The 23,989-nt window shown below is 41.6% G+C and carries 28 protein-coding genes and 2 pseudogenes; 14 read left to right on the top strand and 16 right to left on the bottom strand.

All coding sequences use genetic code 11. From position 1 onward, the window contains the following. Nucleotides 1-26: 26 nt before the first annotated feature. On the top strand, nt 27-923 hold the full coding sequence (gene argB, locus HWQ40_RS26745; RefSeq protein WP_190895039.1) for an acetylglutamate kinase: 897 nt from the start codon (nt 27-29) through the stop codon (nt 921-923). A gap of 204 nt (nt 924-1,127) precedes the next feature. On the opposite strand, the gene HWQ40_RS26740 is transcribed toward argB, so the two are convergent. Beyond that, nucleotides 1,128-1,550 (bottom strand): hypothetical protein, encoded by a 423-nt coding sequence (locus HWQ40_RS26740; protein ID WP_292784079.1) that lies wholly within the window; start codon nt 1,548-1,550, stop codon nt 1,128-1,130. A gap of 170 nt (nt 1,551-1,720) precedes the next feature. Between HWQ40_RS26740 and HWQ40_RS26735 the strand changes: the two genes are divergently transcribed. From HWQ40_RS26735 to pyrE, 3 genes are all read left to right on the top strand, one after another. Further along, complete coding sequence (locus HWQ40_RS26735; RefSeq protein WP_292784076.1) at nt 1,721-2,263, top strand: tetratricopeptide repeat protein; 543 nt, start codon at nt 1,721-1,723, stop codon at nt 2,261-2,263. 177 nt (nt 2,264-2,440) lie between these two features. After that, nucleotides 2,441-3,343 carry a DUF3153 domain-containing protein gene (locus HWQ40_RS26730; protein ID WP_292784073.1) on the top strand — a complete coding sequence of 301 codons (903 nt, stop codon included), beginning with the start codon at nt 2,441-2,443 and terminating at the stop codon, nt 3,341-3,343. 82 nt (nt 3,344-3,425) lie between these two features. After that, a complete protein-coding gene (gene pyrE / locus HWQ40_RS26725) occupies nt 3,426-3,959 on the top strand; it encodes an orotate phosphoribosyltransferase (protein WP_292784070.1) in 534 nt (177 codons plus the stop codon). Nucleotides 3,960-4,004: 45 nt separating this feature from the next. On the opposite strand, the gene HWQ40_RS26720 is transcribed toward pyrE, so the two are convergent. After that, a complete protein-coding gene (locus HWQ40_RS26720) occupies nt 4,005-4,358 on the bottom strand; it encodes a helix-turn-helix domain-containing protein (protein ID WP_292784067.1) in 354 nt (117 codons plus the stop codon). Nucleotides 4,359-4,506: 148 nt separating this feature from the next. On the opposite strand from HWQ40_RS26720, the gene HWQ40_RS26715 reads away from it, so the two are divergent. After that, nucleotides 4,507-5,124, top strand: coding sequence for an FMN-dependent NADH-azoreductase (locus tag HWQ40_RS26715; protein WP_292784064.1), 618 nt, complete (start codon nt 4,507-4,509; stop codon nt 5,122-5,124). A gap of 269 nt (nt 5,125-5,393) precedes the next feature. Here the strand turns inward: HWQ40_RS26715 and pdxH are convergent, their stop codons facing one another. Beyond that, nucleotides 5,394-6,038 carry a pyridoxamine 5'-phosphate oxidase gene (gene pdxH / locus HWQ40_RS26710; RefSeq protein ID WP_292784061.1) on the bottom strand — a complete coding sequence of 215 codons (645 nt, stop codon included), beginning with the start codon at nt 6,036-6,038 and terminating at the stop codon, nt 5,394-5,396. A gap of 127 nt (nt 6,039-6,165) precedes the next feature. Here pdxH and HWQ40_RS26705 point away from each other — a divergent pair, with 127 nt between their 5' ends. The 3 genes from HWQ40_RS26705 to HWQ40_RS26695 all read left to right on the top strand — a co-directional run bounded on the left by HWQ40_RS26705 (nt 6,166) and on the right by HWQ40_RS26695 (nt 10,065). Continuing rightward, a complete protein-coding gene (locus HWQ40_RS26705; RefSeq protein ID WP_292784058.1) occupies nt 6,166-7,251 on the top strand; it encodes an AI-2E family transporter in 1,086 nt (361 codons plus the stop codon). Between the two features lie 350 nt (nt 7,252-7,601). Continuing rightward, on the top strand, nt 7,602-8,432 hold the full coding sequence (locus HWQ40_RS26700) for a ScpA family protein (RefSeq protein WP_292784055.1): 831 nt from the start codon (nt 7,602-7,604) through the stop codon (nt 8,430-8,432). Nucleotides 8,433-8,895: 463 nt separating this feature from the next. Further along, a complete protein-coding gene (locus HWQ40_RS26695; RefSeq protein ID WP_292784052.1) occupies nt 8,896-10,065 on the top strand; it encodes an NDP-sugar synthase in 1,170 nt (389 codons plus the stop codon). Between the two features lie 98 nt (nt 10,066-10,163). Here the strand turns inward: HWQ40_RS26695 and speA are convergent, their stop codons facing one another. Continuing rightward, nucleotides 10,164-12,179, bottom strand: a complete 2,016-nt coding sequence (speA, locus tag HWQ40_RS26690) for a biosynthetic arginine decarboxylase (RefSeq protein ID WP_292784049.1) — start codon at nt 12,177-12,179, stop codon at nt 10,164-10,166. A 114-nt stretch (nt 12,180-12,293) separates the two neighbouring features. On the opposite strand from speA, the gene HWQ40_RS26685 reads away from it, so the two are divergent. Both HWQ40_RS26685 and ndk read left to right on the top strand, forming a co-directional pair. Then, nucleotides 12,294-12,422 (top strand): hypothetical protein, encoded by a 129-nt coding sequence (locus HWQ40_RS26685; protein WP_292784046.1) that lies wholly within the window; start codon nt 12,294-12,296, stop codon nt 12,420-12,422. 32 nt (nt 12,423-12,454) lie between these two features. Then, on the top strand, nt 12,455-12,904 hold the full coding sequence (gene ndk / locus HWQ40_RS26680; protein WP_292784043.1) for a nucleoside-diphosphate kinase: 450 nt from the start codon (nt 12,455-12,457) through the stop codon (nt 12,902-12,904). Nucleotides 12,905-12,975: 71 nt separating this feature from the next. Here ndk and HWQ40_RS26675 read toward each other — a convergent pair whose 3' ends face one another. From HWQ40_RS26675 to HWQ40_RS26645, 7 genes and pseudogenes are all read right to left on the bottom strand, one after another. Further along, the gene (locus tag HWQ40_RS26675; RefSeq protein WP_292784040.1) at nt 12,976-13,698 is read right to left on the bottom strand and encodes a TerC family protein; all 723 of its coding nucleotides are present in this window, start codon (nt 13,696-13,698) and stop codon (nt 12,976-12,978) included. A gap of 195 nt (nt 13,699-13,893) precedes the next feature. Next, nucleotides 13,894-14,667 carry an EH signature domain-containing protein gene (locus tag HWQ40_RS26670; protein WP_292784291.1) on the bottom strand — a complete coding sequence of 258 codons (774 nt, stop codon included), beginning with the start codon at nt 14,665-14,667 and terminating at the stop codon, nt 13,894-13,896. After that, nucleotides 14,618-14,949 (bottom strand): annotated as a pseudogene (locus HWQ40_RS26665) (helix-turn-helix domain-containing protein); the annotation flags it as partial. The pseudogene HWQ40_RS26665 and the gene HWQ40_RS26670, both read right to left, overlap by 50 nt. A 138-nt stretch (nt 14,950-15,087) precedes the next feature. Further along, complete coding sequence (locus HWQ40_RS26660) at nt 15,088-15,786, bottom strand: EH signature domain-containing protein (RefSeq protein WP_292784037.1); 699 nt, start codon at nt 15,784-15,786, stop codon at nt 15,088-15,090. Between the two features lie 13 nt (nt 15,787-15,799). Further along, nucleotides 15,800-16,486: an OmpA family protein gene (locus HWQ40_RS26655; RefSeq protein ID WP_292784035.1), complete on the bottom strand. Its 687-nt coding sequence runs from the start codon at nt 16,484-16,486 to the stop codon at nt 15,800-15,802. Next, complete coding sequence (locus HWQ40_RS26650; protein WP_292784033.1) at nt 16,443-18,473, bottom strand: hypothetical protein; 2,031 nt, start codon at nt 18,471-18,473, stop codon at nt 16,443-16,445. The genes HWQ40_RS26655 and HWQ40_RS26650 overlap by 44 nt, the downstream gene beginning before the upstream one ends. A gap of 25 nt (nt 18,474-18,498) precedes the next feature. After that, nucleotides 18,499-18,846 (bottom strand): hypothetical protein, encoded by a 348-nt coding sequence (locus HWQ40_RS26645; protein WP_292784031.1) that lies wholly within the window; start codon nt 18,844-18,846, stop codon nt 18,499-18,501. A 240-nt stretch (nt 18,847-19,086) separates the two neighbouring features. Here HWQ40_RS26645 and HWQ40_RS26640 point away from each other — a divergent pair, with 240 nt between their 5' ends. Genes HWQ40_RS26640 through HWQ40_RS26630 form a run of 3 tightly spaced genes read left to right on the top strand, consistent with a single transcriptional unit; the run spans nt 19,087 to nt 19,777 of the window. After that, nucleotides 19,087-19,263, top strand: coding sequence for a hypothetical protein (locus tag HWQ40_RS26640; protein WP_099102933.1), 177 nt, complete (start codon nt 19,087-19,089; stop codon nt 19,261-19,263). Beyond that, a complete protein-coding gene (locus HWQ40_RS26635; protein WP_292784026.1) occupies nt 19,260-19,529 on the top strand; it encodes a hypothetical protein in 270 nt (89 codons plus the stop codon). The genes HWQ40_RS26640 and HWQ40_RS26635 overlap by 4 nt, the downstream gene beginning before the upstream one ends. Then, nucleotides 19,526-19,777 (top strand): type II toxin-antitoxin system RelE/ParE family toxin, encoded by a 252-nt coding sequence (locus HWQ40_RS26630; RefSeq protein ID WP_292784023.1) that lies wholly within the window; start codon nt 19,526-19,528, stop codon nt 19,775-19,777. The genes HWQ40_RS26635 and HWQ40_RS26630 overlap by 4 nt, the downstream gene beginning before the upstream one ends. Before the next feature lie 106 nt (nt 19,778-19,883). On the opposite strand, the gene HWQ40_RS26625 is transcribed toward HWQ40_RS26630, so the two are convergent. The 4 genes and pseudogenes from HWQ40_RS26625 to HWQ40_RS26610 form a co-directional block, all read right to left on the bottom strand. After that, nucleotides 19,884-20,324: a hypothetical protein gene (locus tag HWQ40_RS26625; RefSeq protein WP_292784021.1), complete on the bottom strand. Its 441-nt coding sequence runs from the start codon at nt 20,322-20,324 to the stop codon at nt 19,884-19,886. Between the two features lie 68 nt (nt 20,325-20,392). After that, a complete protein-coding gene (locus HWQ40_RS26620) occupies nt 20,393-21,082 on the bottom strand; it encodes a hypothetical protein (protein ID WP_292784018.1) in 690 nt (229 codons plus the stop codon). A gap of 92 nt (nt 21,083-21,174) precedes the next feature. Further along, nucleotides 21,175-21,879: pseudogene (locus tag HWQ40_RS26615) on the bottom strand (Uma2 family endonuclease). Between the two features lie 53 nt (nt 21,880-21,932). After that, complete coding sequence (locus HWQ40_RS26610) at nt 21,933-22,577, bottom strand: restriction endonuclease subunit R (RefSeq protein ID WP_292784015.1); 645 nt, start codon at nt 22,575-22,577, stop codon at nt 21,933-21,935. 261 nt (nt 22,578-22,838) lie between these two features. On the opposite strand from HWQ40_RS26610, the gene HWQ40_RS26605 reads away from it, so the two are divergent. After that, entirely contained in the window at nt 22,839-23,639 is an 801-nt protein-coding gene (locus HWQ40_RS26605; RefSeq protein ID WP_292784012.1) for an RMD1 family protein, read from the top strand. A gap of 14 nt (nt 23,640-23,653) precedes the next feature. Here HWQ40_RS26605 and HWQ40_RS26600 read toward each other — a convergent pair whose 3' ends face one another. Beyond that, nucleotides 23,654-23,782: a hypothetical protein gene (locus HWQ40_RS26600; protein ID WP_292784010.1), complete on the bottom strand. Its 129-nt coding sequence runs from the start codon at nt 23,780-23,782 to the stop codon at nt 23,654-23,656. Nucleotides 23,783-23,989 lie beyond the last annotated feature (207 nt).

Raw genomic sequence — 23,989 nt, 5'->3', positions numbered from 1 at the left:
TTTTAACTCTCTCTGTTAGGCTCCTCATGACGGTCAACGATTCTGAATACATCAGGCAAGCTGAAGCCACTCGTGTACGTGTACTAAGCGAAGCACTACCTTATATTCAACAATTCGCCGGTCGCACTGTTGTTGTCAAATATGGTGGCGCAGCGATGAAAGATAGCACACTCAAAGACAAAGTTATCCGCGACATTGTATTCTTATCCTGCGTGGGCTTGCGTCCAATTGTAGTCCACGGCGGTGGCCCAGAAATTAACAGTTGGTTAGATAAGCTAGGCATCGAACCACAATTTAAGAATGGTCTGCGAGTCACTGATGCCGCCACAATGGATGTGGTGGAAATGGTTTTAGTTGGTCGAGTTAATAAAGAAATTGTCGCGCTGATTAACCAAGCTGGTGGATTGGCTGTAGGACTTTGCGGTAAAGACGGTAATCTATTTACAGCCCGTCCCCAAGGTCAAGAAGGCATCGGTTTTGTGGGGGAAGTCAGCAATGTTAACATCAAGATTTTGGACACCCTCGCTAGCAATGGCTATATTCCGGTAGTCTCTAGTGTCGCCGCAGACGAGACAGGGCAAGCTTATAACATTAACGCCGATACTGTAGCAGGAGAAATCGCTGCTGCACTAGGAGCAGAAAAGTTAATTTTACTGACCGACACCAGTGGAATTTTAAAAGATTACAAAGACCAATCTACTTTGATTCCGAAAGTAGATATCCGCGAAGCCCGCGAGTTGATTGCCAATGGTATAGTCAGTGGTGGGATGATTCCCAAAGTTAATTGCTGTGTGCGATCGCTTGCTCAAGGAGTCCGTGCAGCACACATTATCGATGGTCGCATTCCCCACGCCCTGTTACTAGAAATCTTCACTGATGTTGGGATTGGGACAATGATTCTCGGTTCGCAGTTTACTTCGTAGAGGAAGAGAGGCAGGGGGCAGGGGAAAATGATTTGTAACTGTGATTTTGTGTAAATTAAAATTCGTTTTTTACTCGTAAATGAGTCTTTGATATTCGTGGACAAGTCTTTGCTACTCGTGAGCGAGTCTTTAATATTCATCTCCCCTGCTCCCTGCTCCCTGCCCCCTGCTCCCTGCCCCCTGCCCCCTGCCCCCCCTGCTTCCCTACCGGGGATAGGTAATAATAACCCGCGATCGCCCGCCGCTAAATGGTGTATTACGCCAAGAATTATTGATAATTACCGGATTAACTAGGGTTGAATCTCGAATTGTTGGATTAATCAGGGTGGAATTTCTCACGTTCTGCCTGAACTGGGGATAGGAATAATCGCGGTAATGATTGCGTTGTGGTATTAGTCCCGTTGTTGGGTCTACAGGCATAGGCGTGGGAATCGGACTACCATAAATAAAGGAACCTACAGAAGGCGATGTCTGACGACAAGCTGCTCCGCAGCTACGCCTGACTCCATAACCACCATCAATCACGATCACAGACTGGGCAGAAGCTGGAGCAATGCTTACACCCATCACTGCTAAAGTCATACCTGCTAAGAGCCAATTCAGTTGCGAATGCTTGATTTTCAACATAATTTTGCTCACCTGCATTTGATACTGGAATTTTCAATCAGAAAATAGTTGCAGCTACTTAGTTAAAATTTTAGAAGTTTATTCACTTTTAGATTGCCAGCTTTTGAAAAGATTCCAAAAAGATTGCTGGCATTGGCAAAATTAAAACAGTGCTAATTTTTGTATAAGACGTGAGTACAGAAAGTTTAGAAATTGCTAAAACCCGCTACCAGACTGGGAAAGTTGCCTTTGAAAATGGGCAATACCGCGAAGCCGTAGAAAATTTAGAAAAGGCTAGCGCTCTGTTAGCTCGTAATTCTCGCCTTGGGGGCGAAGTAGAAATTCATCTAGTGACAGCTTATGAAGCGGCTGGACGCACGGATGATGCGATCGCTCTTTGCGAAAGACTCAAACGCCATGCCCATTTTGAAATTAGCAAACAAGCGCGGCAGATGCTTTATATCTTAAAAGCACCAAAGCTGAAAAGACCCAGCGAATGGATGACCGAAATCCCCGATTTGGGTGCATTAGCCGATAATGAACTCAAAATTTCTGTACCTGCTAAGTCTACTAAATCTTCTGTCCAGCAAAAGCCTAAAGCTGCCGAGCCAGAATTTGTTGACCTTAGTCAGGTCAATACCAGAGATAATCGCTTTATCTGGGTGGCACTAATTGCCATTGGTTTAACCATCTCGTACTTGGTTTGGTTGAATTTTTCAGGAACTCCTGGCTGATAATAATTTTGGATTGGGCATTGGGAAGATTTGAATGAAAATTCAGACCCAGACTAAATCTTACTCATATTTTCTTACCCAGTCCCAGAGCGATCAAAATGGTATTCCAGGAATCTCAAACAATACTAAGAAGTCAATATTGGTTAAAAAGTTTGACTTTTGGGGAGATTTATAGTTATGAATTCTTCAATTTTCGGAAAGATTTTCTCGTGGTTAGTCAGACCATTTAGTTTTGTGTTGGCAAATATGAAATTGCTCTTACCACTGAATGGTCGAAATCGAATGAACCGGGTCTTTCCCATCCGAAATCCTATTCTGTGGCTAGTGCTGTTAACATCTCTCCTACTGACTGGCTGTGTAAAGTACGATGTGGGGCTTAATTTTGACAACTCAAATAGTGGTGAACTAGTACAGCATATTAAGTTGGGAGAACGGTTAACCAGTTTTAGTGGCGATTCGGTGTACGAATGGTTAAAGAGCATAGAACGTCGCGCCCGTCAACTTGAAGGTAAAGTACAGCGAGTTTCCCAAGAAGAAATTATCGTCACAATTCCTTTTAGCAGCGGTAGGGAATTGCAAGAGAAGTTCAACGAATTCTTTAACTCCCGTGCAAATCAACCCTCTGAGTCTGTAGAGAGCGAATCTGACTCAGAACTGCCGAAAATTGAATCAAACGTCCTCTTGGAGCAGAATAATTTTTTACTTTTAGTCCGAAATCGGTTGATTTATGATTTGGATTTGCGATCGCTCTCTCTAATCGCCAGCAAAGGTAATGTATTAGCTAATGCTGGTTCAATTCTCGATTTGGAATTTAGTTTGAAGACTCCTTGGGGAGCCAAAAATATTCAACTAACTGAAACTGCAATTGAGCCAGAAAAAAATGGCAATCAATTAGTGTGGAAACTCCAGCCTGGTGAGCTAAACCACATAGAAGCTGTTTTCTGGCTTCCTAGTCCCCTTGGTATCGGTGGGTTGTTAATTATCCTGTTTGTTTTGGGAGGATTGTACTTGAGATATAATTTCATGCCAGATCCAAGAATTCAGTTTCCTCCCAAAGCAGCAGCAATCCAAGAACAGTAGACTATTTATCTGTTGAATATTGTTAGCGAAGCCGATGCATTCTCCATCGGCTTTTTTACCTTTTCCCCAGCTTTTTGTAAAAATGAGTTATAGCGAATTAGCCAAAGAAATTGTTCGTGTATCCTACTTGAAAGGCGAGTTTCGGTTACGTTCTGGTCAGATATCTGACCATTACTTTGATAAATATCAGTTTGAATCTAATCCTTTGTTACTGAAGCAGTTAGCTAAAGAAATGGTAAAAAAGATTCCACCAGGAACGGAAATTCTAGCAGGACTGGAATTAGGGGGAGTTCCTTTAGCAACAGCTATCTCATTAGAAGTTAAATTACCAGTTGTCTTTGTTCGGAAGACAAAAAAAGAATATGGAACTAAGAAGATAGCAGAAGGAATTAATATTCAAGGAAAAAATTTGTGTATCATTGAAGACGTGATTACAACAGGTGGTCAGGTTGTAAAAAGTACCGAAGCGCTGCGTAATGCGGGAGCGATCGTCGACTTCGTACTTTGCGTAATCTGGCGCGGAAGTACACAAGACAATATTCTCGAAAAAGCTGGTATTCAAAAACTTCCTCTATTTGATATGGAGGAGCTTTCGGTGTGGATGGAACTGTCATAACCCAAAAAATACTTAGGTTTGAGATAAGACTTGTGGAATCTAGAGTTAAGCATTACTATTGCTATGTTCTCGTTGTTCGCTGCCATACCAACGTTCAGCAAGTCCATTAAGTTGATGAAGGATTTCAATGAGTTCCTGGCCGCGTTCTGTAAGACCATAAGTGACTTGAGGTGGGATAGTTGGTTCATACTGGCGATAAATAATTTCTGCTGCCTCCAGCATCCTCAGTCTTTCTGTCAGCACTTTAGTTGATATGCCTTGTACTTGGCGCTTCAATGCACCAAAGCGAGTAGGTCCACTATTACACAACACCCACAGTATATACATTGTCCAGGGCCCTGTTAATAAGGACATCAAAATACTTATTGGGCAAGCATCAGGATTTCTAGAAGCAGACATAGATAAGTTAGCCAAAATTATCTTTTAGTTACTTTAGAGTAACTACTTTACTTTAGTAACTAGTTAATTTTAGTATCTAATGTAATGCTTTGAAATAAAGACTCAAAAAAAGTAAAAGCAGAAATCCTAGTTAATCAGGAGATATTTGGTGGTAAACATTCTACATATTGATTCCAGCCCCCGTGGTGAACGATCGCACTCCAGAGAACTATCTAAGGAATTCGTCAGTGGTTGGAAAACAGCGCATCCTGAAGATGCGATCGCTTATCGAGATTTAGGGCATTACCCAGTTCCTCACGTTAATGAAGCTTGGATTGCGGCTGCATTTTCACCACTAGAAACCCATACTCCAGAATTAACGGAGGCACTTAGGATTTCTGACGAACTGATTGATGAGTTTTTGGCTGCCGATCGCTACGTCTTTGGAGTGCCAATGTATAACTTTAATGTACCTTCCACTTTCAAGGCTTACATCGACCAAATTGTTCGCATTAACCGGACTGTTGCTTTAGATGCTGAAGGTTTTAAAGGGTTAGTCGAGGGCAAAAAAGCGGTTATCATTACTGCTCGCGGCGGTGATTTTAGCCCGACATCTCCTTTCCTTGCTTATGACTTCCAAGAACCCTACCTGCGGGCAATTTTCGGTTTTATTGGGATTACAGACATTCAATTTATTAACGCTAATAGCCTGAATGAAGGAGATGCCCGTACCCAATCTCTATCAGAAGCACGAGCAGCAATTCAAGACGCGACCGCCCAGTGGTAATGTGATATCATGTCCGGTTAAAGACTTATCATTAAGACCGCAGAGGGGCAGAGGTGCAGAGGGGAGGGGTTTTTGGGCTTTCTGCATAGAGAAAGGGAATTATAACTAATTAGCCGAACATGATATGATGCAGGGCATTGGGAAAGAGGAGGCAGGAGGCAGAAGGCAGATCGCTTTTAGCGTCTCCCCTTGGGAGAAGGCAGAAGGCAGAAGTTCTTTAATTTTGAATTTTGAATTTTGAATTGATTTCTCCCCTGCCTCTTTCTTCTTCAGGGTGACAACCGCTCAATATTCCAAGTGCCATTATCTAAACGGCTATAGAGTAAGCGATCGTGCAGACGGCTAGGGCGTCCTTGCCAAAACTCAATTTCTGTGGGGATCACTCGTAAGCCTCCCCAATGAGGCGGTCGAAAAATCTCCTGATTTTCATATTTGCTTTGGAACTCCTGCAAGCGTCGCTCCAAGACTTCTCGGCTGTCTATGACCTCGCTTTGATTAGATACCCATGCACCCAGGCGACTGTTGGCAGGGCGACTGTGAAAATACTGGTCAGACTCAGTTTCGGAAACTTTCTCCACATACCCCGAAATTCGGACTTGACGTTCCAGTTCTGCCCACCAAAAGACTAAAGCCGCCTGGGGATTTTCTGCTAATTCTTGTCCTTTGTGACTGTTGTAGTTGGTAAAGAAGGTAAAGCCCCGTTCATCAAAATCCTTAAGCAGCACCATTCTGGCTGAAGGCTTACCGTCTGGTGTGGCTGTGGCAATGGTCATGGCATTGGGTTCAGGAAGTTGTGCTGCTAGTGCCTGAGCGAACCATTTTTTAAATTGGATAAAAGGATTGAGTTCTACTTCGAGTTCGCTTAAACCTTCCAAGGTGTAGTCTTTGCGAAGGTCAGCTAACGTTTTGTCCATTGTGATTTGTTTCCTTGCTATCAGATACGCTTATATATATCTTTGTCAAAAATATCTATGATGATAATCAGTGCCATCAAGAATTTTACAAATTCTCTCAAGGAATATCTAAAATAGGTTGCGTCAAATGCGCCGTTCAGCCTCCCTTCAACGCTTGTTAATTTATGGTCTGAGCGGTCCCATTATCGCTCTTAATGTCTGGTTGCTGTCTGTGCTTTTTCGCTATTTCCAGCATCCTATTACTGTCTTGAGCATTGCGACGATTCTGGCTTTTCTCCTAAATTACCCGGTTAAGTTCTTTGAACGTGCTCAGATCACCCGTACTCAGGCGGTGATCATAGTTTTACTAGCAACATTAACCCTGCTTGGGATTTTGGGCATCACCCTAGTACCGTTGATCATTGACCAAACAATCCAACTGTTAAATAAGATCCCTGATTGGTTAACCGCCAGTCAAGCAAACCTAGAGCAGTTTGAGATGTTGGCAAAACAACGACGTTTGCCAATCGATCTGAGGGTTGTGAGCAGTCAAATCAATGCCAACATTCAGAATGTGGTGCAACAGCTAGCTTCTGGTGCAGTGGGATTTGCTGGCACACTACTGTCAGGATTACTTGACGTAGTGTTAGTTATCGTGCTTGCATTTTATATGCTTTTATATGGCGATCGCGTCTGGTATGGTCTGATCAATCTTTTACCCTCTAATATTGGAGATCCCCTCACCACAGCCTTGCGCTTAAACTTCCAGAACTTCTTCCTCAGCCAGTTATTACTAGGATTGTTCATGGTGCTAACCCTGACACCAATTTTCTTAGTGATGAAAGTGCCCTTTGCCCTGTTGTTTGCCATATTAATCGGTATCTCAGAACTCATTCCCTTTATTGGGGCGTCTCTGGGTATTGGTCTGGTGACGATTTTAGTGCTGCTGCAAAATTGGTGGTTGGCAGTTCAAGTTGCCATAGCAGCGATTCTCATGCAGCAGCTTAAAGATAACTTGTTAGCTCCCAGATTACTCGGCAATTTTATCGGACTGAATCCCATCTGGATTTTTGTGTCGATTTTGATGGGGTTTGAGATTGCTGGCTTATTAGGGACACTTGTTGCTGTTCCCATTGCTGGTACTATCAAAGGCACTTTCGATGCTATTAAGAGTGGCAAGCCGAGTGATTTTGTCTCAACTGTCACTATTGCCCATGATTCACCTCCTGATTAAGGTGGCAGAGGGGCAGGGGAGCAGGGGGAGCAGGGGGAGATGAGGGGGACAAGGGAGAATTATTGAACAAGTTTCTTTCTTCCTTGTCTCTTTCTCATACCCAATGCGCAATGCCCCATGCCCAATGCTCCATGCCCAATTCCCAATCCCCAAGGTCAAAAGTTGCACAATCTAATCTCACAATTCACAATGGTGATCGATTACAAATTTTAGAGGATACTGCCAGCAGGCGATTTCTGAATAAAAGAAGCGCAAGCGAATGTATAGGGTACACGCTTTGCGAATAGTCAATTAGTTTAGTATTGAATTTATAGTCTTTTGATTCTGATTAATTAACTTAGAACCTGTTGATGGAAGCTTCCGAGCTGTTAGAAACAATCACATTTTTGATTTACCAAGCCGAGCAGGGGGAAATTGATCCTTGGGATGTCCAAGTGATTGAGGTGATTGACCGCTATTTAGAACTGATGGCACCAGGGGCAATAACAAGAGGCTATGAAGCGGACTTGTCTCAATCTGGACAGGCATTTTTATCAGCATCAATGTTGGTATTATTCAAAGCCAATACCTTGATGCAATTGTCAACAGTTGGAGATGCACAAGATGGTTTAGAAGATGATGCTCTATTGTCAGGTGAAGACGGTGTATCACATCAGGGTCATCGTCTACCCTTAGAACGGCAATTACGTCGTCGTCCAGCGGCGATGCCGCCACCAAAGCGCCGGGTGACTCTGCAAGAGTTAATCGAGCAATTGCAGATTATGGCTAACCAACTGAAACTGGTAGAAAAAGTCAGCAAACCTATCCGTCCCAGGCGTCAGCCTAGCGTTCAAAGTATGCGAGAGGCGCTGGAGTTAGCTCACCAGGAAAATCTGACAGAAGTCGCTGGGGAACTGGAGCAGGTGTTGAAATTGTCAGCAAGAGAGCTAAGTTTAGAACAAAATTGGTTGAATTTAGAACAACTTGTAGAATTGTGGACTAAGACAAAGCTTCTCAACCACAATGGGTCTGGACATGAGTCTAAACACAGTAACCTAGTTAGTGTTTTCTGGGCACTACTATTACTCTCGGCTCAATCGAAAGTAGAGCTATTTCAAGAGGACTTTTATCATGAAATTAAAATTCGCTTAATTAGAGATTCAGCTAATATCGGCAACCCTTTTGAGCACCCGATGAACTAAGAAAATAAAATAATTGGGGAAACACCTCATACATCCAGCATTTGTTTTTGCCTAGCAAAAAAGCAATACTAGATGCAATCGTTATCACCTGCCTTATATCCCGCCACTGATTCGGAGTACCAAATGAGCGTGGGGGACTTACGGCGTAATAGTTAAATCTAGAGTGCTGGCATCAAGATTTAAGGCTTCCTTGTGAGAAAAATAGGAATTTATTTATGGGGTTTTTCTCCTGTCTCCAGCATAGCTGCTTCCTACCTTGTCATAGATTTTTGATTCAGCCCCAAAATCCGAGTAAATTGAAAAGATAAGCGATCGCTTGTCATCTAGGTATATCGATGGTTGTAATAACCACTAAATTCCTGTTATCCCTATTGTGGGGGATGACTTAGAGCAGAAATAAAAACTGATGATTAAGTATCACTCGATGAAAGTAAACTGGCTTGTGGTTAAGGAATAAATTTTTATGAAAGCGATGATTCTCGCGGCTGGCAAGGGTACTCGCGTGCGTCCGATTACGTACACTATGCCCAAGCCGATGATGCCTATCCTGCAAAAGCCAGTGATGGAATTCTTGCTGGAACTGTTACGCCATCATGGATTTGACCAGATTCTAGTTAATGTTAGTCATTTGGCTGAGGAAATAGAAAACTATTTCCGTGATGGTCAGCGATTTGGGGTGCAGATTGCCTATTCGTTTGAAGGAAAAATTGATGACGACGGTAAACTGGTGGGCGAAGCGATAGGTTCAGCTGGAGGGATGCGGCGCATCCAAGACTTCTCGCCGTTTTTTGATGATACCTTTGTAGTTTTATGTGGTGATGCTTTAATTGACTTGGATTTAACTGCGGCTGTTAAATGGCATAAATCCAAAGGAGCGATCGCTACCATTATCACTAAATCTGTCCCCAAGGAAGAAGTTTCTAGCTATGGTGTGGTTGTAACTGACGAAGAGGGACGTGTTAAAGCTTTCCAAGAAAAACCTTCAACTGAAGAAGCCCTCAGCACCAACATCAATACAGGTATTTACATCTTTGAGCCAGAGGTTTTTAACTATATTCCCTCTGATGTCGAATATGACATTGGTAGCCAATTGTTTCCCAAATTGGTAGAAATCAAAGCCCCCTTTTACGCCATTCCTATGGACTTTGAATGGGTAGATATTGGTAAAGTCCCAGACTATTGGCGGGCGATTCGCGGTGTGCTGCTGGGTGAAATCAAAAATGTGCAAATTCCTGGTCATGAAGTCGCCCCCGGTATCTACACTGGCTTAAATGTTGCCGTAAATTGGGACAAAGTGGATATTACAGGCCCCGTTTACATTGGCGGGATGACGAGAATCGAAGACGGAGCTAAAATTGTCGGCCCAGCGATGATTGGCCCCAATTGTTGGATATGTAGTGGCGCAACAGTGGAAAACAGTGTGATTTTTGAATGGTCGCGCCTGGGTCCTGGAGTCCGATTAGTCGATAAGCTGGTATTTGGACGTTATTGTGTAGATAAAACTGGCGCTGCGATCGATGTTCAAGCCGCTGCTTTAGACTGGCTGATTACCGATGCTCGTCAGACACCGCCATCCCATACCCCTCTTGAACGACAAGCGATAGAGGAATTGTTGGGGACGAATGTAAATTAAAGTTAGGAGTTAGGAGTTAGAGGTTTGGAGTTATTATTTCGTCTTTCCCTCTTCACTTCTAACTCTTAACTTTATTCCTAACTTTTCACTCCTAACTCCTAACTATTTAAGTACGTATATCTTCTAAGACTCTGCTCGTAGGTTTGCAGTAGTCGTTGAGATTCCGCTAGGGTGATGCGCTTTTCTTCTAATGCTTTCTCGCAGCGCTGGCGAATGTTTTCCACCATATCTTCGGAGTCATATTGGACGTAGCTTACCACTTCGCTCATGGTGTCACCTTTGACAACGTGTTCAATCTGGTAGCCTTTGGGCGTTAATTGGATATGAACGGCGTTGGTGTCGCCAAACAAGTTGTGTAAATTGCCCATGATTTCTTGGTAAGCTCCATTTAAGAACATCCCCAAATAATAGGGTTCTCCGGGCTTGTAGGTGTGCAACTCTAACACCGATTTGACATCACGTAGGTCTATAAAGCGATCGATTTTACCATCACTGTCGCAGGTGAGGTCTGCTAAAATTCCTCGCCGTGTTGGTTCTTCAGCCAAACGATGGATTGGCATGATCGGGAATAGCTGGTCAATCGCCCAGCAATCTGGTGCTGATTGGAACACTGACATGTTGACGTAGTAGATGGAAGCCATAATTTTTTCTAGGTCTTCCAGTTCATCGGGTACGTATTCTTGTTGTCTAGTGATGTTAAGAATTTTTTGACAACAAGCCCAGTAGAGCCGTTCAGCTTTGGCTCGTTCTCTAAGGCGTAAAATTCCTAAGTTAAACCGACTGATGGCTTCTTCTTTGAATTGTGCAGCGTCGTGGTATAACTCTTGGTAATTTTCTTGGTTGATGGATTGAAAGCTTTCCCAAAGATAATTAATAATTGGGGATTCTCCCTCTTGTGGAGGTTCTGGTGGATTCAGGGGGACATCACTGGTACTGAGAACGTCAAAAATCAGCACCGACTGATGGGAAGCGATCGCTCGTCCACTTTCACTAATCAGTGTTGGTACGGTAATATCCCGTTCAGCACAGGTATCTTTTAACTCTGCCACGATGTCGTTGGCATAGTTCTGCATGTTGTAATTTTTTGATGCATAGAAGTTGGTTTGGGAGCCATCATAATCTACGCCCAAGCCGCCACCAACATCAAGGTATTTCATATCTGCTCCCAGCATTGCCAATTCCACATAAATGCGGCTGGCTTCTTGGATAGCATCTTTAATCACATTAATGGCAGAGATTTGTGAGCCGATGTGGAAGTGCATCAACTGCAAAGAATCGAGCAGGTTAGCTTCGCGTAACTTGTCAACAGCCTCGATTACTTCAGGCATTGTCAAACCAAATTTAGCGCGATCGCCACTTGAGGCTCCCCAACGTCCCATGCCTTGGGTACTGAGTTTAGCACGAACCCCTAATATCGGTTTAATACCTAACTGGCGATTGGCATCTATCACCAAATCAACTTCTTCAATCTGCTCTAAGACGATAATTGGTGTTTGCCCTAGTCTTTGGGCTAACATTGCCGTTTCGATGTATTCTCGGTCTTTGTAGCCGTTGCAAACTAACAATGCTCCTGGTGTATCCAACACAGCTAGAGCAATCATTAATTCTGGCTTGGAACCGGCTTCTAAACCAAATTGATGGGGTTTGCCAAATTTCACTAAATCCTCAATCAAATGCCGTTCTTGATTGCATTTGACGGGAAACACACCACGGTAGACACCAGGGTAATTATAGCGAGCGATCGCTTTGGCAAAACAAGCGTTCAACCGCTCAATCCGGTCTTCCAAAATATCGGAAAAGCGAATCAACATCGGAAGTCCCAAGTTGCGCTGTTTCATGGCGTTGACCAATTCAAACAAGTCTAGAGAACCCCCGCGATCGCCCTTGGGTGACACGGTAACGTGACCAGCAGCACTAATGGAAAAATAAGGTTGTCCCCATCCTTCAATACGGTACAAGGCTTCGCTATCCTCAATTTTCCAGGAGCGAGGTAAATCTCCTGTGGTAGGACTAGGTGGTAACAGCTTTTTGTGCTTATGATTTTTCACTTCTTTTTGTCCATTGGACGGTACTTGTACCACCTCGTCAGATGTAGCAGTTGGCTCAACACCCATTTGTTCTTAACCTCTGTTTTTCACCCACGAATTAACAATTTAGCGCATTCATTTGGGAACGTATATGCACCCAAAGATAATTTCTGAGATAAACTCTGATTGGTCAAGAGTCGTATGTCATTAGTGCAAAACCCTTGGACTCAAGACAGAGGACGAAGAACAAATGACATAGACGCGCCAGCGGCTACTCTTCGAGTTCTCCAACGGAGTACCCGCCGGGTAGGACAAAGGACAATTGACTAGATAAAAACTTTATTAAGCTTTGGGAGATAGCAATGGAACGCACATTTTTAGCAATTAAGCCTGATGGAGTACAGCGGGGATTAGTGGGGGAAATTATCCGTCGCTTTGAAACTAAAGGTTTTACCCTAGTTGGTTTAAAGTTTCTGAAAGTCAGTCGGGAATTGGCTGAACAACACTATGATGTCCACCGGGAACGTCCCTTTTTTGGTGGTCTAGTCGAATTTATCACTTCTAGCCCAGTGGTAGCGATGGTATGGGAAGGTGATGGTGTCGTTGCAGCTGCCAGAAAGATTATTGGTGCGACAAACCCTTTAACAGCAGAGCCAGGAACGATTAGGGGCGATTTTGGTCTGAATATTGGTCGCAACTTAATCCACGGTTCTGATGCTCAAGAAACCGCGCAACGGGAAATAGCCCTGTGGTTTAAGGATGAAGAATTGGTCAGTTGGCAGCCACACTTAACGCCTTGGTTACACGAGTAATGGGGAGTTAGGAGTTGAGAGTTAGGAGTTAGGAGTTAAAAATTTCTCACTCCTCACTCCTAACTCCTCACTTATTTAGAGACTTCGCTTTTTTCCGGTTCCACTTGGGGTAATTCAGTACTAACGCGCTTGGAAAATCCCCATCCTAAAATCAGGAAGATGGCAGCAATCATGATCCATTCTGGTGGAACTAAACTATCGTTGACCACTTTCAACAACAAACGTAAGCCCACCAAGGCTACAGTTACATAGCCTGCGTCTTCTAGGTTTTCATATTCGTCTAGCCAACGGATAAACAATCCCGCCATGAATCGCAGCGTAATAATACCAATTGTTGCACCCGTTAGCACTAGCCATTTTTCTTGAGAAACTGCGATCGCAGTTGTCACGCTATCCAAAGAAAATGCCAAATCTGTAAATGCAATCACGGGTATCGCTTGCAACAATGAATTAAAACGCGGGCCGTGATGGTGATCATCCTTGGATTCTTCTGAGGTAAAGTGTTGGAATACCAGCCACAGCAGATAAGCAGCCCCCAATAATTCAAATTGCCAGAATTGTTGTACCCAAGTAGCAGTGAGAATCAGGGTGATTCGCAGCACATAAGCAACGACTAAACCAAAGTTCAAAGCTTTACGCTCAAGTTCCTTGTCTTCCAACCCTTTTGCGATCGCAGCCAGGGCAATCGCATTGTCAGCAGATAACAGCGCCTCTAAAAGCACCAGGATCAGCAGAACTATCGGGGCTTCAACGCTGAAATGAAAGTCGAGGTAATTAAAAATTTGGTCTAGCATTCCGGGTTTCTCAAGCAGAAAAAATTAAAATTTGACAAGAACAGAGACTTGCAGCATATAAAAAAGCGCAATAAATTGCCACTCTAATTCAGCTTAACGTGGTTGTGGTGCATTTTGAAGAGGGTTAAATGGATGCGATCGTAGTGCGAGTGGGGTAATTTGCGTGTAAGTCAATACACCAAAAGAACATCTTGCTCAATGCGATCGCAATGGACTGCTGTTACAGTAGGCTCTAGCTTCCCGTTCTAGACGTTCAATTTCTCTTTTCCACCGCTCAAGCCTGTTTTCTCGCTGTTGCAATTGATCTGCTGTAGGGTTTCTGGAACACTGGATATCTGGATTAGGCAAAATTCCATTATTTGCAAGCCAGATGCGGGAAAATACCTGCCAAAGAAATTCATGATCGTGCTTATCACCACCCAGACAGCGAATCCGTTTGACTGAAAGTGTTGATTCACCAAAAAGGATTTGCTGATTTGTGCAATTTTTAGGAAACAGGCGCGTCTCACTACCTCTTCCACGAAAGAATTCGACTACAAACCACTCACCAAAATCGAATATACAGACTTCTGTGCAATCGCTACCATCATCTTCTAGTAAATCAACGTCACTTTGGATTTGATACCCTATGGCAATTTGTGATGTCTTAGGTAACAAGATGCGAAGCCTTTCAAAACGGTTACTATAATCAGCCCAAAAGTCTCTGCGTCTACATAGCCGATTTGACTCGAAGTCTTGTAAATCCAGCCTGTTTAATATGAGATTTACTAGCTTTTGGAAATCACCATAATTGATACCTCCAATCCACTCTCGAAGTCTTTGCCTTGCTGGATCTGAAAGTTTATACCAATTTTCACCATTTCTATAGTTGTGTTTCAACCAATCAATCAGTACAGAATGATTGCTTGCTATAGGAATCCTATTTAATTTTTGAATAAGCTCCGTACATCTGTAGAGTATCGAAATCAAAGGTCGTGTGTCTAATAAACCACTCAAACATCCACTTTAAATGAGAAAATGTTGGAATCAAAGCACAGAAACGTCGAACCCATGTTTTGGCTTGCAACCAAATTCCTCATAGGCTTGCTTCCACCCCGTTATTGACCCTCGTGATACCTCTAAAATTGTTTGAATTTCATCATATAAATAGCCTTGATAAACTAGCTTCACCGCTAAAGCTTTCCTTACCTCACGCGCATCTGGACGCAGAGCCATAAACTCTTGTAATTCGGCGATCGCATCAAACGCGCTTCTCCCTCTTGTCTGTTATCCCAATACTTCCACTGGGAGTCTGGTAGGTTGTAAAGGCTGCCTTGTCATTGTCTTGTTTTAGACTTCTATACCCCACCGTATTGTCTCGTAGACTTGTTCAAAAATCAAATAGGAGTCCTATATATCATTCAAAACATTAGTTAGCAAATAATTAACAGCTTTTATTTGCTGACTCTCTGACATTTCATCCAAACAATTTAACAGCCATCTAACTTGCTGCTGATTTGGAGAGCGAATTGTGGTAAAATAGGGAGTTATATCTTCTATGAATTTACTGAAGAATGGAATCCAAACAGGTAAATCGTCTCTGATTGTGTTTAGCAATTCAGTTCGATTAATACGCTGTTCACAAGCAATTTTTGCTAATTCTCTACCTGCTTGTTTACTGCAAAGCGCCCGAATAATTTGAACTGGTAGCAGGTGATTAACTAAGTCAGAATTAGCACAGAGATCAAAAGATTCAGCTAGAGACTGTGCTAAAACCTGTTCTTGCTGATCACCATAATAAAGAGCTAAACGCCACAATAGCTGATGTTGCAACCATAAATTAGAAATTGCTACCTTCCAAATGGCTGCTGATGTTTTTCTGCATCGGTCAATATTTTGTTGATCCCACTGTGCTTTAGCATAAATGCAGTAAACCCAGTCCAACTTACTTACTTGATCAGCTTTACCCTGTTCAACAGCTTCCAATACTTTATCAACACTTGGTATTGATATTGTTACATCTGGTAAGTTATTTGCAAGCTGAATAAGTTGATTAGGACTACACTGGGGAGTTTCAGGTAGGGAGGGAATGGAAAACTGAGAATTCAAGATTATTTCTCCTTTAAAGAGAGGTTTTTACAATATCTTTCTTTAACTCATCAGTACGAAACTGAAAACGGAAAACTACTTTGCGATCGCCTGGATTATCATGTTTATTGTCAGATTCGATTTCTCCACGCCCAGCAGCTAATATTTTCTGGCTTAAGGGTGCTTTTGTAGGGAAATTCATATCATAAAAAATGTAGTTGTAAACTGATGCTGATCGCAACAAGCTTAGTTGTAGATTGGTTTTATCGTCTCCATCTGAGCTAGTATGACCTTCTATAACTACGCGGCTAATTTCCTTCTCAAATTCTGGTTTGGAGAAAATAACACCACTGTAAACAGGAATAAAGCGGCGTAGGAAGGCTTTCCCTTCTGGTTTAAGTTCTGTACTTCCCTTGGTAAAAAGAATTGATTCTTGGATACTGACATCCCCAGTTTCTGGGTTGACTTTAACATTGATATTGTTGCTTTTCATCTGTCCGACAACATTACCAATTACTACCCGTTTTGGTGCATCTTTTTGTGCAAGTTGGAGTAGTGTAGTGATAAATAGTAAAGCAAAAAACATTAGTAAACTAGACATCATATCGGCAATAGACAGATAGATACTAGAGTCATCATCCTCTATAATCTCTGCATCAATTTCACCTCTGATAAAATCATCCATGATTGCTTCCACCATTACCAAATTGGCGGTTATCATGTGCAGCAACTAGAACTCTTGCTGTCTCTAGTAAACCTCCGCAAACTCTAGCCATAGAAGTATCTGCTTGTTGGAAAAAGCTTTGCTGTGAGTCAACAGTCCTTTGCATAGAAACTTCAAGATGACTCTGCCAAGACTGAAGGCTATTGTCAAATTTTTCATTCAAGTTTTTGTATGAATTGTCAACTATGTTCACTTGCTTGGCAATATCAGTAGTAAGATTTGCTAGTTGTATTAGTCGTTGTGAATCGTTTAATCCAGCCGCAATAACTAATTTGTTAATTTGTTCGACAGATACCTGAATTGTAGTCATACTTTCGTCTACTTCTTGAGTCAATTTACTACGTCTTTCAAATTCCTCTCTAAAGACTTGATCAAGATTGTTCACAACCCCAGATAATCCTTCCTGTTGTTTGCCTAGTGTCCCCTCAAGTAAGTTGTTTTGTTCTTGAAAAAACATTTTTAAATTCGCTTGATATTCTTGCCGGAATGTTGTCAAATCTTCCTCTACTGTTTGGCGGGTAGCTGTGAGTGTTGCGTCGATATTTCCTAAAGTAGCCAGAAGATTATCCTTCGCATCATTCATCAATCCAGAAGCTTGATTACCCACTGTTTGTAGAGTATTAGTTTGCTCATGAAAGGTTCTATTTGCTTGGGTGAGAATTTGGATAATTCCAGTCCGAGTAGCTTGAAGCATCTGCTGTTCTACTATTGCGCGTTCTTGTAGCGCTGTTTGCAGTTCCTCTCGGATTCCTCGGAAGGTAGCAGCAGCTTGCACTGCACTTGTTTCAAAAGCACTTCTCTGGGCTGTCATTCCTTCGATACTATGATCTACAGATAGATTAATTTCGTCAGCTATTAGTTGTAAAACATCTTTTGTATCTGTTTTAAATTGATTGAGAGTCTCTGCCAAATTCTTAGCAAATCCTTCGAGTTTTACTAAAGTTTCGTGTTGAAATTTCTCAATTGTCAGGATGGAATTTGCCAAACTTTGAGAGATACCACCGAGTTCCTTATACAGGGTCAACACCGCGGTGGAAGCTTGTTGGGTTAACTCTGCACTTTTATCTAGTCGAACTGCAATGGGTTCGAGTACCTGAATTCGCAAATCTTTGATGAGTTCTTCTAAAACTCTCTGTCCCTGGTTTTCTTGAATTTCTCGGAGTTTTTTCTGTTCTTTGAATATTTCTCCCAAGGCTGGCTTAATCTGCTGACCTACAGCTTGACCAATAGCTTGGGCTGACAACTGATTTAAACCTGCGAATTGTTCTGCAATACTCCTACCTACAGCTTCACCAATGCCTTCTGCATTTAGCTGCTTTAACCCGGTCAAGTTTTTTGCTACAAGACTAAGTACTTCAGCTACTTCATGGTTGCTATTGTCTGCCGTTTTTAAAGTTGCGATCGCCTTCAATTTCTGACGCAAACTATCACGTCGTTTCTGGCGTAGCGAATCACACCCAAACAAAACTAGAGTAAACAAGCTACCAGAACCAAGCCCCATCATGGAAGTAGAAAAAGCTGTTTTCATTCCCACCAGTAGCTCTTTACTGGCAGTTATCAGTTCTTTGGTATCTTCTGTAGATAAATTGATTCCTTGGAGTCCCTGTTGTATACCATAAAATATTCCTAAAAGACCAATGGCAGTACACAAGGTTGTCACGAAGCGTAGGGAACTACGAGGTATTGGGTGGGTTAAGACAGATGGATACTTTATAAGTATGAACTTACCATCTTGTTGTCTGAATTTATTATAGTCATCGGTTCCTAAATGATCTTTTAACCAGTTGCGAACTTCGTTTGAAAGCTTTACATTTTTACCCTTTTTGATAAATTTAATTGCGGCTTCAGTTGTGCCCCACTCTGAGCGCCAATACTGCAATAATGTGCAAAGCTCGACAATAATTGCGACTACCAACACAAAAGCAACTGCCCAATGAAAAGGTTCATTATGCCAAATAATGTTCCAAAATTTTGCTATTTCCACGCTGCACCCCTCTTGTTTGTCTTGGTTATATCTTTTTGAATTGCTTTAATTCTTTATCCGTGAGAACTTCTTCAGCTATCCGTATTGGGAGATGCTCTGCATACAGGCGTTCTCCTATAGGTTCCCGGAGGGATAAGCTATAAAGTCGCTCCCCCTCTGCCTTTTTATCCTCAATTAAATAAACCTGTTCTGGTGCATAGCTTCGCAACAAACGTACCTGCAAACAGGTTTTTAAATCCCGTGAAGAAATAGATAGGGGTGAATCTTGTCCAAATAATTCACAAGCCACTTTCCAAGCGTGGTTAACTGCCACAATCTCGTTAACTAATTTCTCTACCGAGGGGTAGAATAGTTTTGCAGTTTCACTAATCAATGCTTTTGACCTACATGCCTGAGCTTGAATAGGTCTATAGTTCCCAAAATTGAAACTTACTTAACTTTTTTGCTAAAGTTATATTGATAAAAGTAATTTTTGATGTCAAATTGCTCATTGGGCGTTGAAAAGGTGCATAGATTAACCTTTTCATAACGCCATCCCTATTTAATAGACGATGCCTTAATAACGCACTCTACAAATTGGGGATTTTTACTGGTATTTTGTTAATTATATTGAATGAAACCAACTAATGAACAAGCAATTGAATTATTTAAGGTGTGTCAGGATTTAACTCAGATGTACCTACCAATTTACTTGGTGAGATTAGATGAACGGACAACACGCATTTACATTCTGGCTGGACAAAGCTTTGAAATAGAAATATTGCCAAATGGGAGGGTAAGATATTTATGACTAAGGCAAATTTTCAAGCGATGACTAAACAAGAGTTAAGAGCTTATGTGTTGGAACATCGAGACGATCGAGAAGCTTTTTATGCATTAACGGACAAACTTAGAGAAGAACCAGGGATTGAAATTACCTCAACAGAGCAGATGCATGAGCTAATTGAAGCAAGGTTAGATGAAGCTGATGTCAGAGATGCTTATATAGCACTAAAGGAAATTGCAGGGCTGGGGACAAAACCCTTTGAAGAAATTAAAAGGGAGCTAGGAATATGAGCTACCAAGTAGTATTAGCACCTTCATCTGTGCAGACAATTACAGAATTGGACTCAATAGTGCAGCAACGACTAGCACAAAAGTTAGAAGAACTAGCATTAAATCCACGTCCAGAAGATGCTCACCCATTGAAGGACATCGAAGGGCTGTATAAGGTTCGTTTGGGTGAATACCGTATTATTTACCAGATTCAGGATCAACCCTTACTACTAACAGTGATAAAGATTACACATCTTACAGATTATTAAAGTTCGTCTAGAAAAGCGATGGCCTATATGCCACCCAATCACAACCAAATAAAATATGAAAACCCTTGAGTTCAAAATTTAATCTACCACTACGCAATTCCAAATCTCACAAAATCTCTGCCAACTTTACCACTAGAGTATTTGCTAAATCTAAGAACCTGATATCATCTGTATCAATACTATTTCCTTCACCAGCTAATAGATTCCTCACAGCAGATAACCTGTCATTGGTTTCACAAATTCTCCAAGATTCTTCTAAGTTTACTGCAAAATCAAACAGCGATCGCTCTCCTAAATGCTCTCTTACCCTAACAGCTACACTATCATTACTCACCAGAAATTCTTTAATAGTATCTAATTGAAAATTACCTAATATTTCATCATGTCCCCACGTTTCTAGCCAGTCTCCCTCCACATCTTCAACGTAAATATTGACAAAATCAACACCGTAAGTTAGCCAGTTCTGCTGCATTTGTCGCGCTGTCGCTAAAGCTTCAGCAAATGTATCTACTTGATTGTTGCAGTGAGTTTCTCTTTTATTAGCCATAAAAGCTCTAATTAGCACGTAAGTATATAGGCTAGACACAAATCTGAAATATCAAATTCCTGAAAAGTTCACGAAAATTTTAAATATTTGCCACCAGAAAGGTAATCACTGTTATACAGGGCCACGTTGACTAACTGGTTGACAAAATTAGCATCCTTGGGATTGTAACTTAAGAACAGTCCTCTCTCGATTTCCCACGATCGCAGTGTATTTTGCCAAGCTTCGTACTTTTGGTGATTGAGTTCTTCACTAACACTGGTAACTTGAATGCACAGTGGTTGATTGTTACGACTAACAATTAAATCTGTTGCCATAGAAAGGTCGGCTATATAACGCTGCCAAAAACTACCTTCTCGCTGAACAATATCTTGAGCTATTGATCTAATGATATCATTATCAACCTGATTAAATTCACCTGCCATCAATTTTTGCTTCCAAATATAAAACTTGGAGTCACTTGCATTGAACCATTTTGGAAAGAGATAACCATACCAATATCTCTCAATCGGTGTCATAAGCTCGAACTTTGCTTTTTGTTCTTCTTCTGAAGGTAAGGATTTGATTATCAGCCAAATTGTCGAATCCGTAATTACCTCTAGCAGAAAGGCAGTGACAAAGGGTTTTGCAGTCAGGGAACCTGGTTTAATGTCTTTTACCCAACGATTGATTTCATCTAATCTTCTCGCTAAATTATGATCTATCGAGGAGGCTTGCTCGATAAGGGACTTTAGCTGATCCTTAATTTCTTTTGCTTGCAAACGATGCCCTACTTTCAGAAGATTACGCTTTTTTTAGACACTGATAACTAGATTTTAACTTGAAAATGTCTTTAATTAATTTCCTGATGTCATCAAATATTCTCTAGGTCGATGCCCTGTGTACGTAAAGCCTCCCGCAGTCGAGCAATTTCTTGCTCTGCTCGTTCGGCACGTTCTTCTGCCTGTTCGGCACGTAAACGTTCTTATTCAGCCAACTCTTCTGATGATAGTATTAATTGATTTTCAGTAGTGAAGAATCTTAATTTACCTTCATAAACTCCCAAATAAAGTTCTAACTGCTGACTCCACAAACGTCCATCAGTGGTTATTTGAATTTCTTGATACTTCCCATCAACTAAATGAAATCCCTGAAGTTCCATTGTTACAGGGTCAAACCAGAAATAATCTGGTGTACGGAAGGTATCTTGGTAAACTTGTTTTTTTAAACCTTTATCAACTGCTGTCGTTCAACTTGACAAAATTTCCACAATCACATTGGGATATTTGCCGTCTTCTTGCCAAACTATCCAACTCTTACGGTCTTTTTTCTGGGTTCCCAAAACTACAAAAAAGTCTGGGCCACGGAATTTTTCTGATTTTTTCTGATTAGGACTGTAATAAATCGTCAAATTGCCAGAAGCATAAAAATCTTGCCGCTCTCGCCACCATAATTTGAGTATGCGAATCAGCAAATCGATTTGTTCTCGGTGCAGGTCACTTTCAAAGGGTGGTTCGTCACTCAGTATATCGCCAGGAGGAAAAATAATTTCGTCTTCTGAAATATTATCAGAGATGATTTCTAAAGTAGCAGGTTCAGACCTCAGCGATCGCTCCGCGATTTACATTCATTTTACTGAAAATTTGGTAACTTGCAGATGGCTTTGAAAACTTGTAACAACTCAATTGCACCGGGAGATTCATTCAGATTTAATAATGGCATTAACTGATAAGTTGGTTGCTGTTCATGTCTTAAATAAACAAATTGATAACGCAGTCCGTTAGTTACCAAACCCCAAACAGATGGTTGTTGATCTAAACTTTTAAAAGCATAAGTGAGTAATTGAGGTAAACCCTCACCTACTTCAATCGCACTATTTTTCGTTTCAATCACTACAACCAAAAAAGGCGGCGCAACATTACTTTGAGGATTGTTTATTGCTAAAATATCCATCCGCCCGGTAATTCTTCTGTCTTCATCTTCAACTGCGATCGCAATGCTATCTTCCATTGTCAACCGAATCGGCACATCGTAAAATCCTGCTAACCGCATTAAGAGTGCAATCGTTAAAAATTTAACCAAACCTTCAGAAATTTTACGATCGCTTAAGTAACGATCAAAGTCGTTTCTGATTCGTAATAAATCCTGCTGTTCAAACTCAGAGAGTGGTTCTAGAGTTAAGAAGTCTGTGAATGAACCATTTGAAAGCTTTTCTAGTTTGAGAAAACGATGAACATCGTTGAGAGATAAGCTGCTAGCTTCAACAGTGAGCGTCATAATTTCAGGCTTTGTTTGTCAAGACTACTTAGAATATTGCAACATTCACTCTAACAATTTTGGGGGAGTGGCGAGTAATGTAGTTCAATTACTTGAAAAGCGCTGTAATTTATTTAGAGCACAAAAGTATCAAAAACAGGGTGTGGAGTGTAGGGCAAAGACGAAATGGTAAGCTGAGATTGTAGTTATCTCCAACAACAGGCATCAATTAGTATCGCTACCAGAGCAGTAAAGTAGGCAAAATATAGCTTCCGGGCAACAATGCAAAAACTCCTTTTTAATGACAAAGATAGATTTAGAGCGCAGGCCCTATTCCTTGGTAAAGATATTAACTTACAGACACTGGATAATTACGTTTCCTTGGCGAGTATGCCACTAATGATTAGAGTCGGTGAAGAAGGCTACGCAGTATTGCTGGGGTATGGTGCAGTTGTCTTGTTTAACCTTGAGCCTGTAGAGAAGGTAGCTTTTTTGACTAAACTATCTTCTAAAATTAGCGGCCCTTTTGCCGACCCGGAAACAGAAGAGGTAGAAATTCATCTCTGTATTACGGAGAATGAACGAGCTAAAGAAGGAAAAATTTTACTGCATGAATTGAGTATAGAACGCTTGCAGATAGTGGCTGATATTCTCGCTAAGAGTGTTGTGTTGTCTCACTATGAAACCAGCCTAGCAACTGTATTCGATCAAATTGAACCATTTGCAGCTAGTCTCCAGCGTGAAAACAGGAGTAGACAACAAAGCCGGGAATTACTGCGTCAGCTTGGGACTACCTTATTAGTTCAACATAAGATTGTGGGACAAGTAGAGATTATCGATAAGCCGGAGCTGCTCTGGGAATCTCCACAACTAGAAAACTTATATCTGCGCTTGGAGGATGAATACGAAATCCGTGAGCGTCACCATGCTCTAGAACGTAAACTAGAGCTAATTTCCCAAACCGCCCAAACGGTACTGGAGTTCATGCAGCATAGCAGTAGTCAGCGAGTAGAGTGGTATGTGGTGATTCTGATTGTGGTAGAGATTCTGCTGTCACTTTATGACATCCTTTTCAAAAGCTAATGCTAAATTTGGGGTTATGAGATAGCGAGGGAGCGATCGCAACTACTCTTAATCGCATTACTCAACACATTCATAAATACTTGATTTAGCTGCCCTGCATAGCATTCCACTTGGGGCAAATTACCGTAGTGTTTAATAACCATTGGTCATGTAGGTTTGAGCAATCGTTTCTTTACCCCATGACAGATACAGGACTTACGCATTGACAAATTAGACAATAAGTGATTTAGGGCAAAGAAGAAAAAATATGCGATCGCATGTGGGCTATCATCAAACCGCCAGTTTCAACAAGCAATTAAAACCCTCTGCACAATTGCCAACAATATCATCCAACAACGCGAACAAGGCAA

Source organism: Nostoc sp. NMS9 (genome assembly GCF_017114995.1).
In the GTDB taxonomy this organism is placed as follows: domain Bacteria; phylum Cyanobacteriota; class Cyanobacteriia; order Cyanobacteriales; family Nostocaceae; genus Nostoc.
Note: the sequence above shows the minus strand (reverse complement) of the source record. Positions and strands in the feature narration are given on the sequence as shown.

Coding starts and splice junctions, on each gene's coding strand:
- argB (WP_190895039.1), top strand. CDS start 27: ATGACGGTCAACGATTCTGAATACATCAGGCAAGCTGAAGCCACTCGT.
- HWQ40_RS26740 (WP_292784079.1), bottom strand. CDS start 1,550: ATGTTGAAAATCAAGCATTCGCAACTGAATTGGCTCTTAGCAGGTATG.
- HWQ40_RS26730 (WP_292784073.1), top strand. CDS start 2,441: ATGAATTCTTCAATTTTCGGAAAGATTTTCTCGTGGTTAGTCAGACCA.
- pyrE (WP_292784070.1), top strand. CDS start 3,426: ATGAGTTATAGCGAATTAGCCAAAGAAATTGTTCGTGTATCCTACTTG.
- HWQ40_RS26720 (WP_292784067.1), bottom strand. CDS start 4,358: ATGTCTGCTTCTAGAAATCCTGATGCTTGCCCAATAAGTATTTTGATG.
- pdxH (WP_292784061.1), bottom strand. CDS start 6,038: ATGGACAAAACGTTAGCTGACCTTCGCAAAGACTACACCTTGGAAGGT.
- HWQ40_RS26705 (WP_292784058.1), top strand. CDS start 6,166: ATGCGCCGTTCAGCCTCCCTTCAACGCTTGTTAATTTATGGTCTGAGC.
- HWQ40_RS26700 (WP_292784055.1), top strand. CDS start 7,602: ATGGAAGCTTCCGAGCTGTTAGAAACAATCACATTTTTGATTTACCAA.
- HWQ40_RS26695 (WP_292784052.1), top strand. CDS start 8,896: ATGAAAGCGATGATTCTCGCGGCTGGCAAGGGTACTCGCGTGCGTCCG.
- speA (WP_292784049.1), bottom strand. CDS start 12,179: ATGGGTGTTGAGCCAACTGCTACATCTGACGAGGTGGTACAAGTACCG.
- HWQ40_RS26685 (WP_292784046.1), top strand. CDS start 12,294: ATGTCATTAGTGCAAAACCCTTGGACTCAAGACAGAGGACGAAGAACA.
- ndk (WP_292784043.1), top strand. CDS start 12,455: ATGGAACGCACATTTTTAGCAATTAAGCCTGATGGAGTACAGCGGGGA.
- HWQ40_RS26675 (WP_292784040.1), bottom strand. CDS start 13,698: ATGCTAGACCAAATTTTTAATTACCTCGACTTTCATTTCAGCGTTGAA.
- HWQ40_RS26655 (WP_292784035.1), bottom strand. CDS start 16,486: ATGATAACCGCCAATTTGGTAATGGTGGAAGCAATCATGGATGATTTT.
- HWQ40_RS26640 (WP_099102933.1), top strand. CDS start 19,087: ATGAAACCAACTAATGAACAAGCAATTGAATTATTTAAGGTGTGTCAG.
- HWQ40_RS26635 (WP_292784026.1), top strand. CDS start 19,260: ATGACTAAGGCAAATTTTCAAGCGATGACTAAACAAGAGTTAAGAGCT.
- HWQ40_RS26630 (WP_292784023.1), top strand. CDS start 19,526: ATGAGCTACCAAGTAGTATTAGCACCTTCATCTGTGCAGACAATTACA.
- HWQ40_RS26625 (WP_292784021.1), bottom strand. CDS start 20,324: ATGGCTAATAAAAGAGAAACTCACTGCAACAATCAAGTAGATACATTT.
- HWQ40_RS26610 (WP_292784015.1), bottom strand. CDS start 22,577: ATGACGCTCACTGTTGAAGCTAGCAGCTTATCTCTCAACGATGTTCAT.
- HWQ40_RS26605 (WP_292784012.1), top strand. CDS start 22,839: ATGCAAAAACTCCTTTTTAATGACAAAGATAGATTTAGAGCGCAGGCC.
- HWQ40_RS26600 (WP_292784010.1), bottom strand. CDS start 23,782: ATGGTTATTAAACACTACGGTAATTTGCCCCAAGTGGAATGCTATGCA.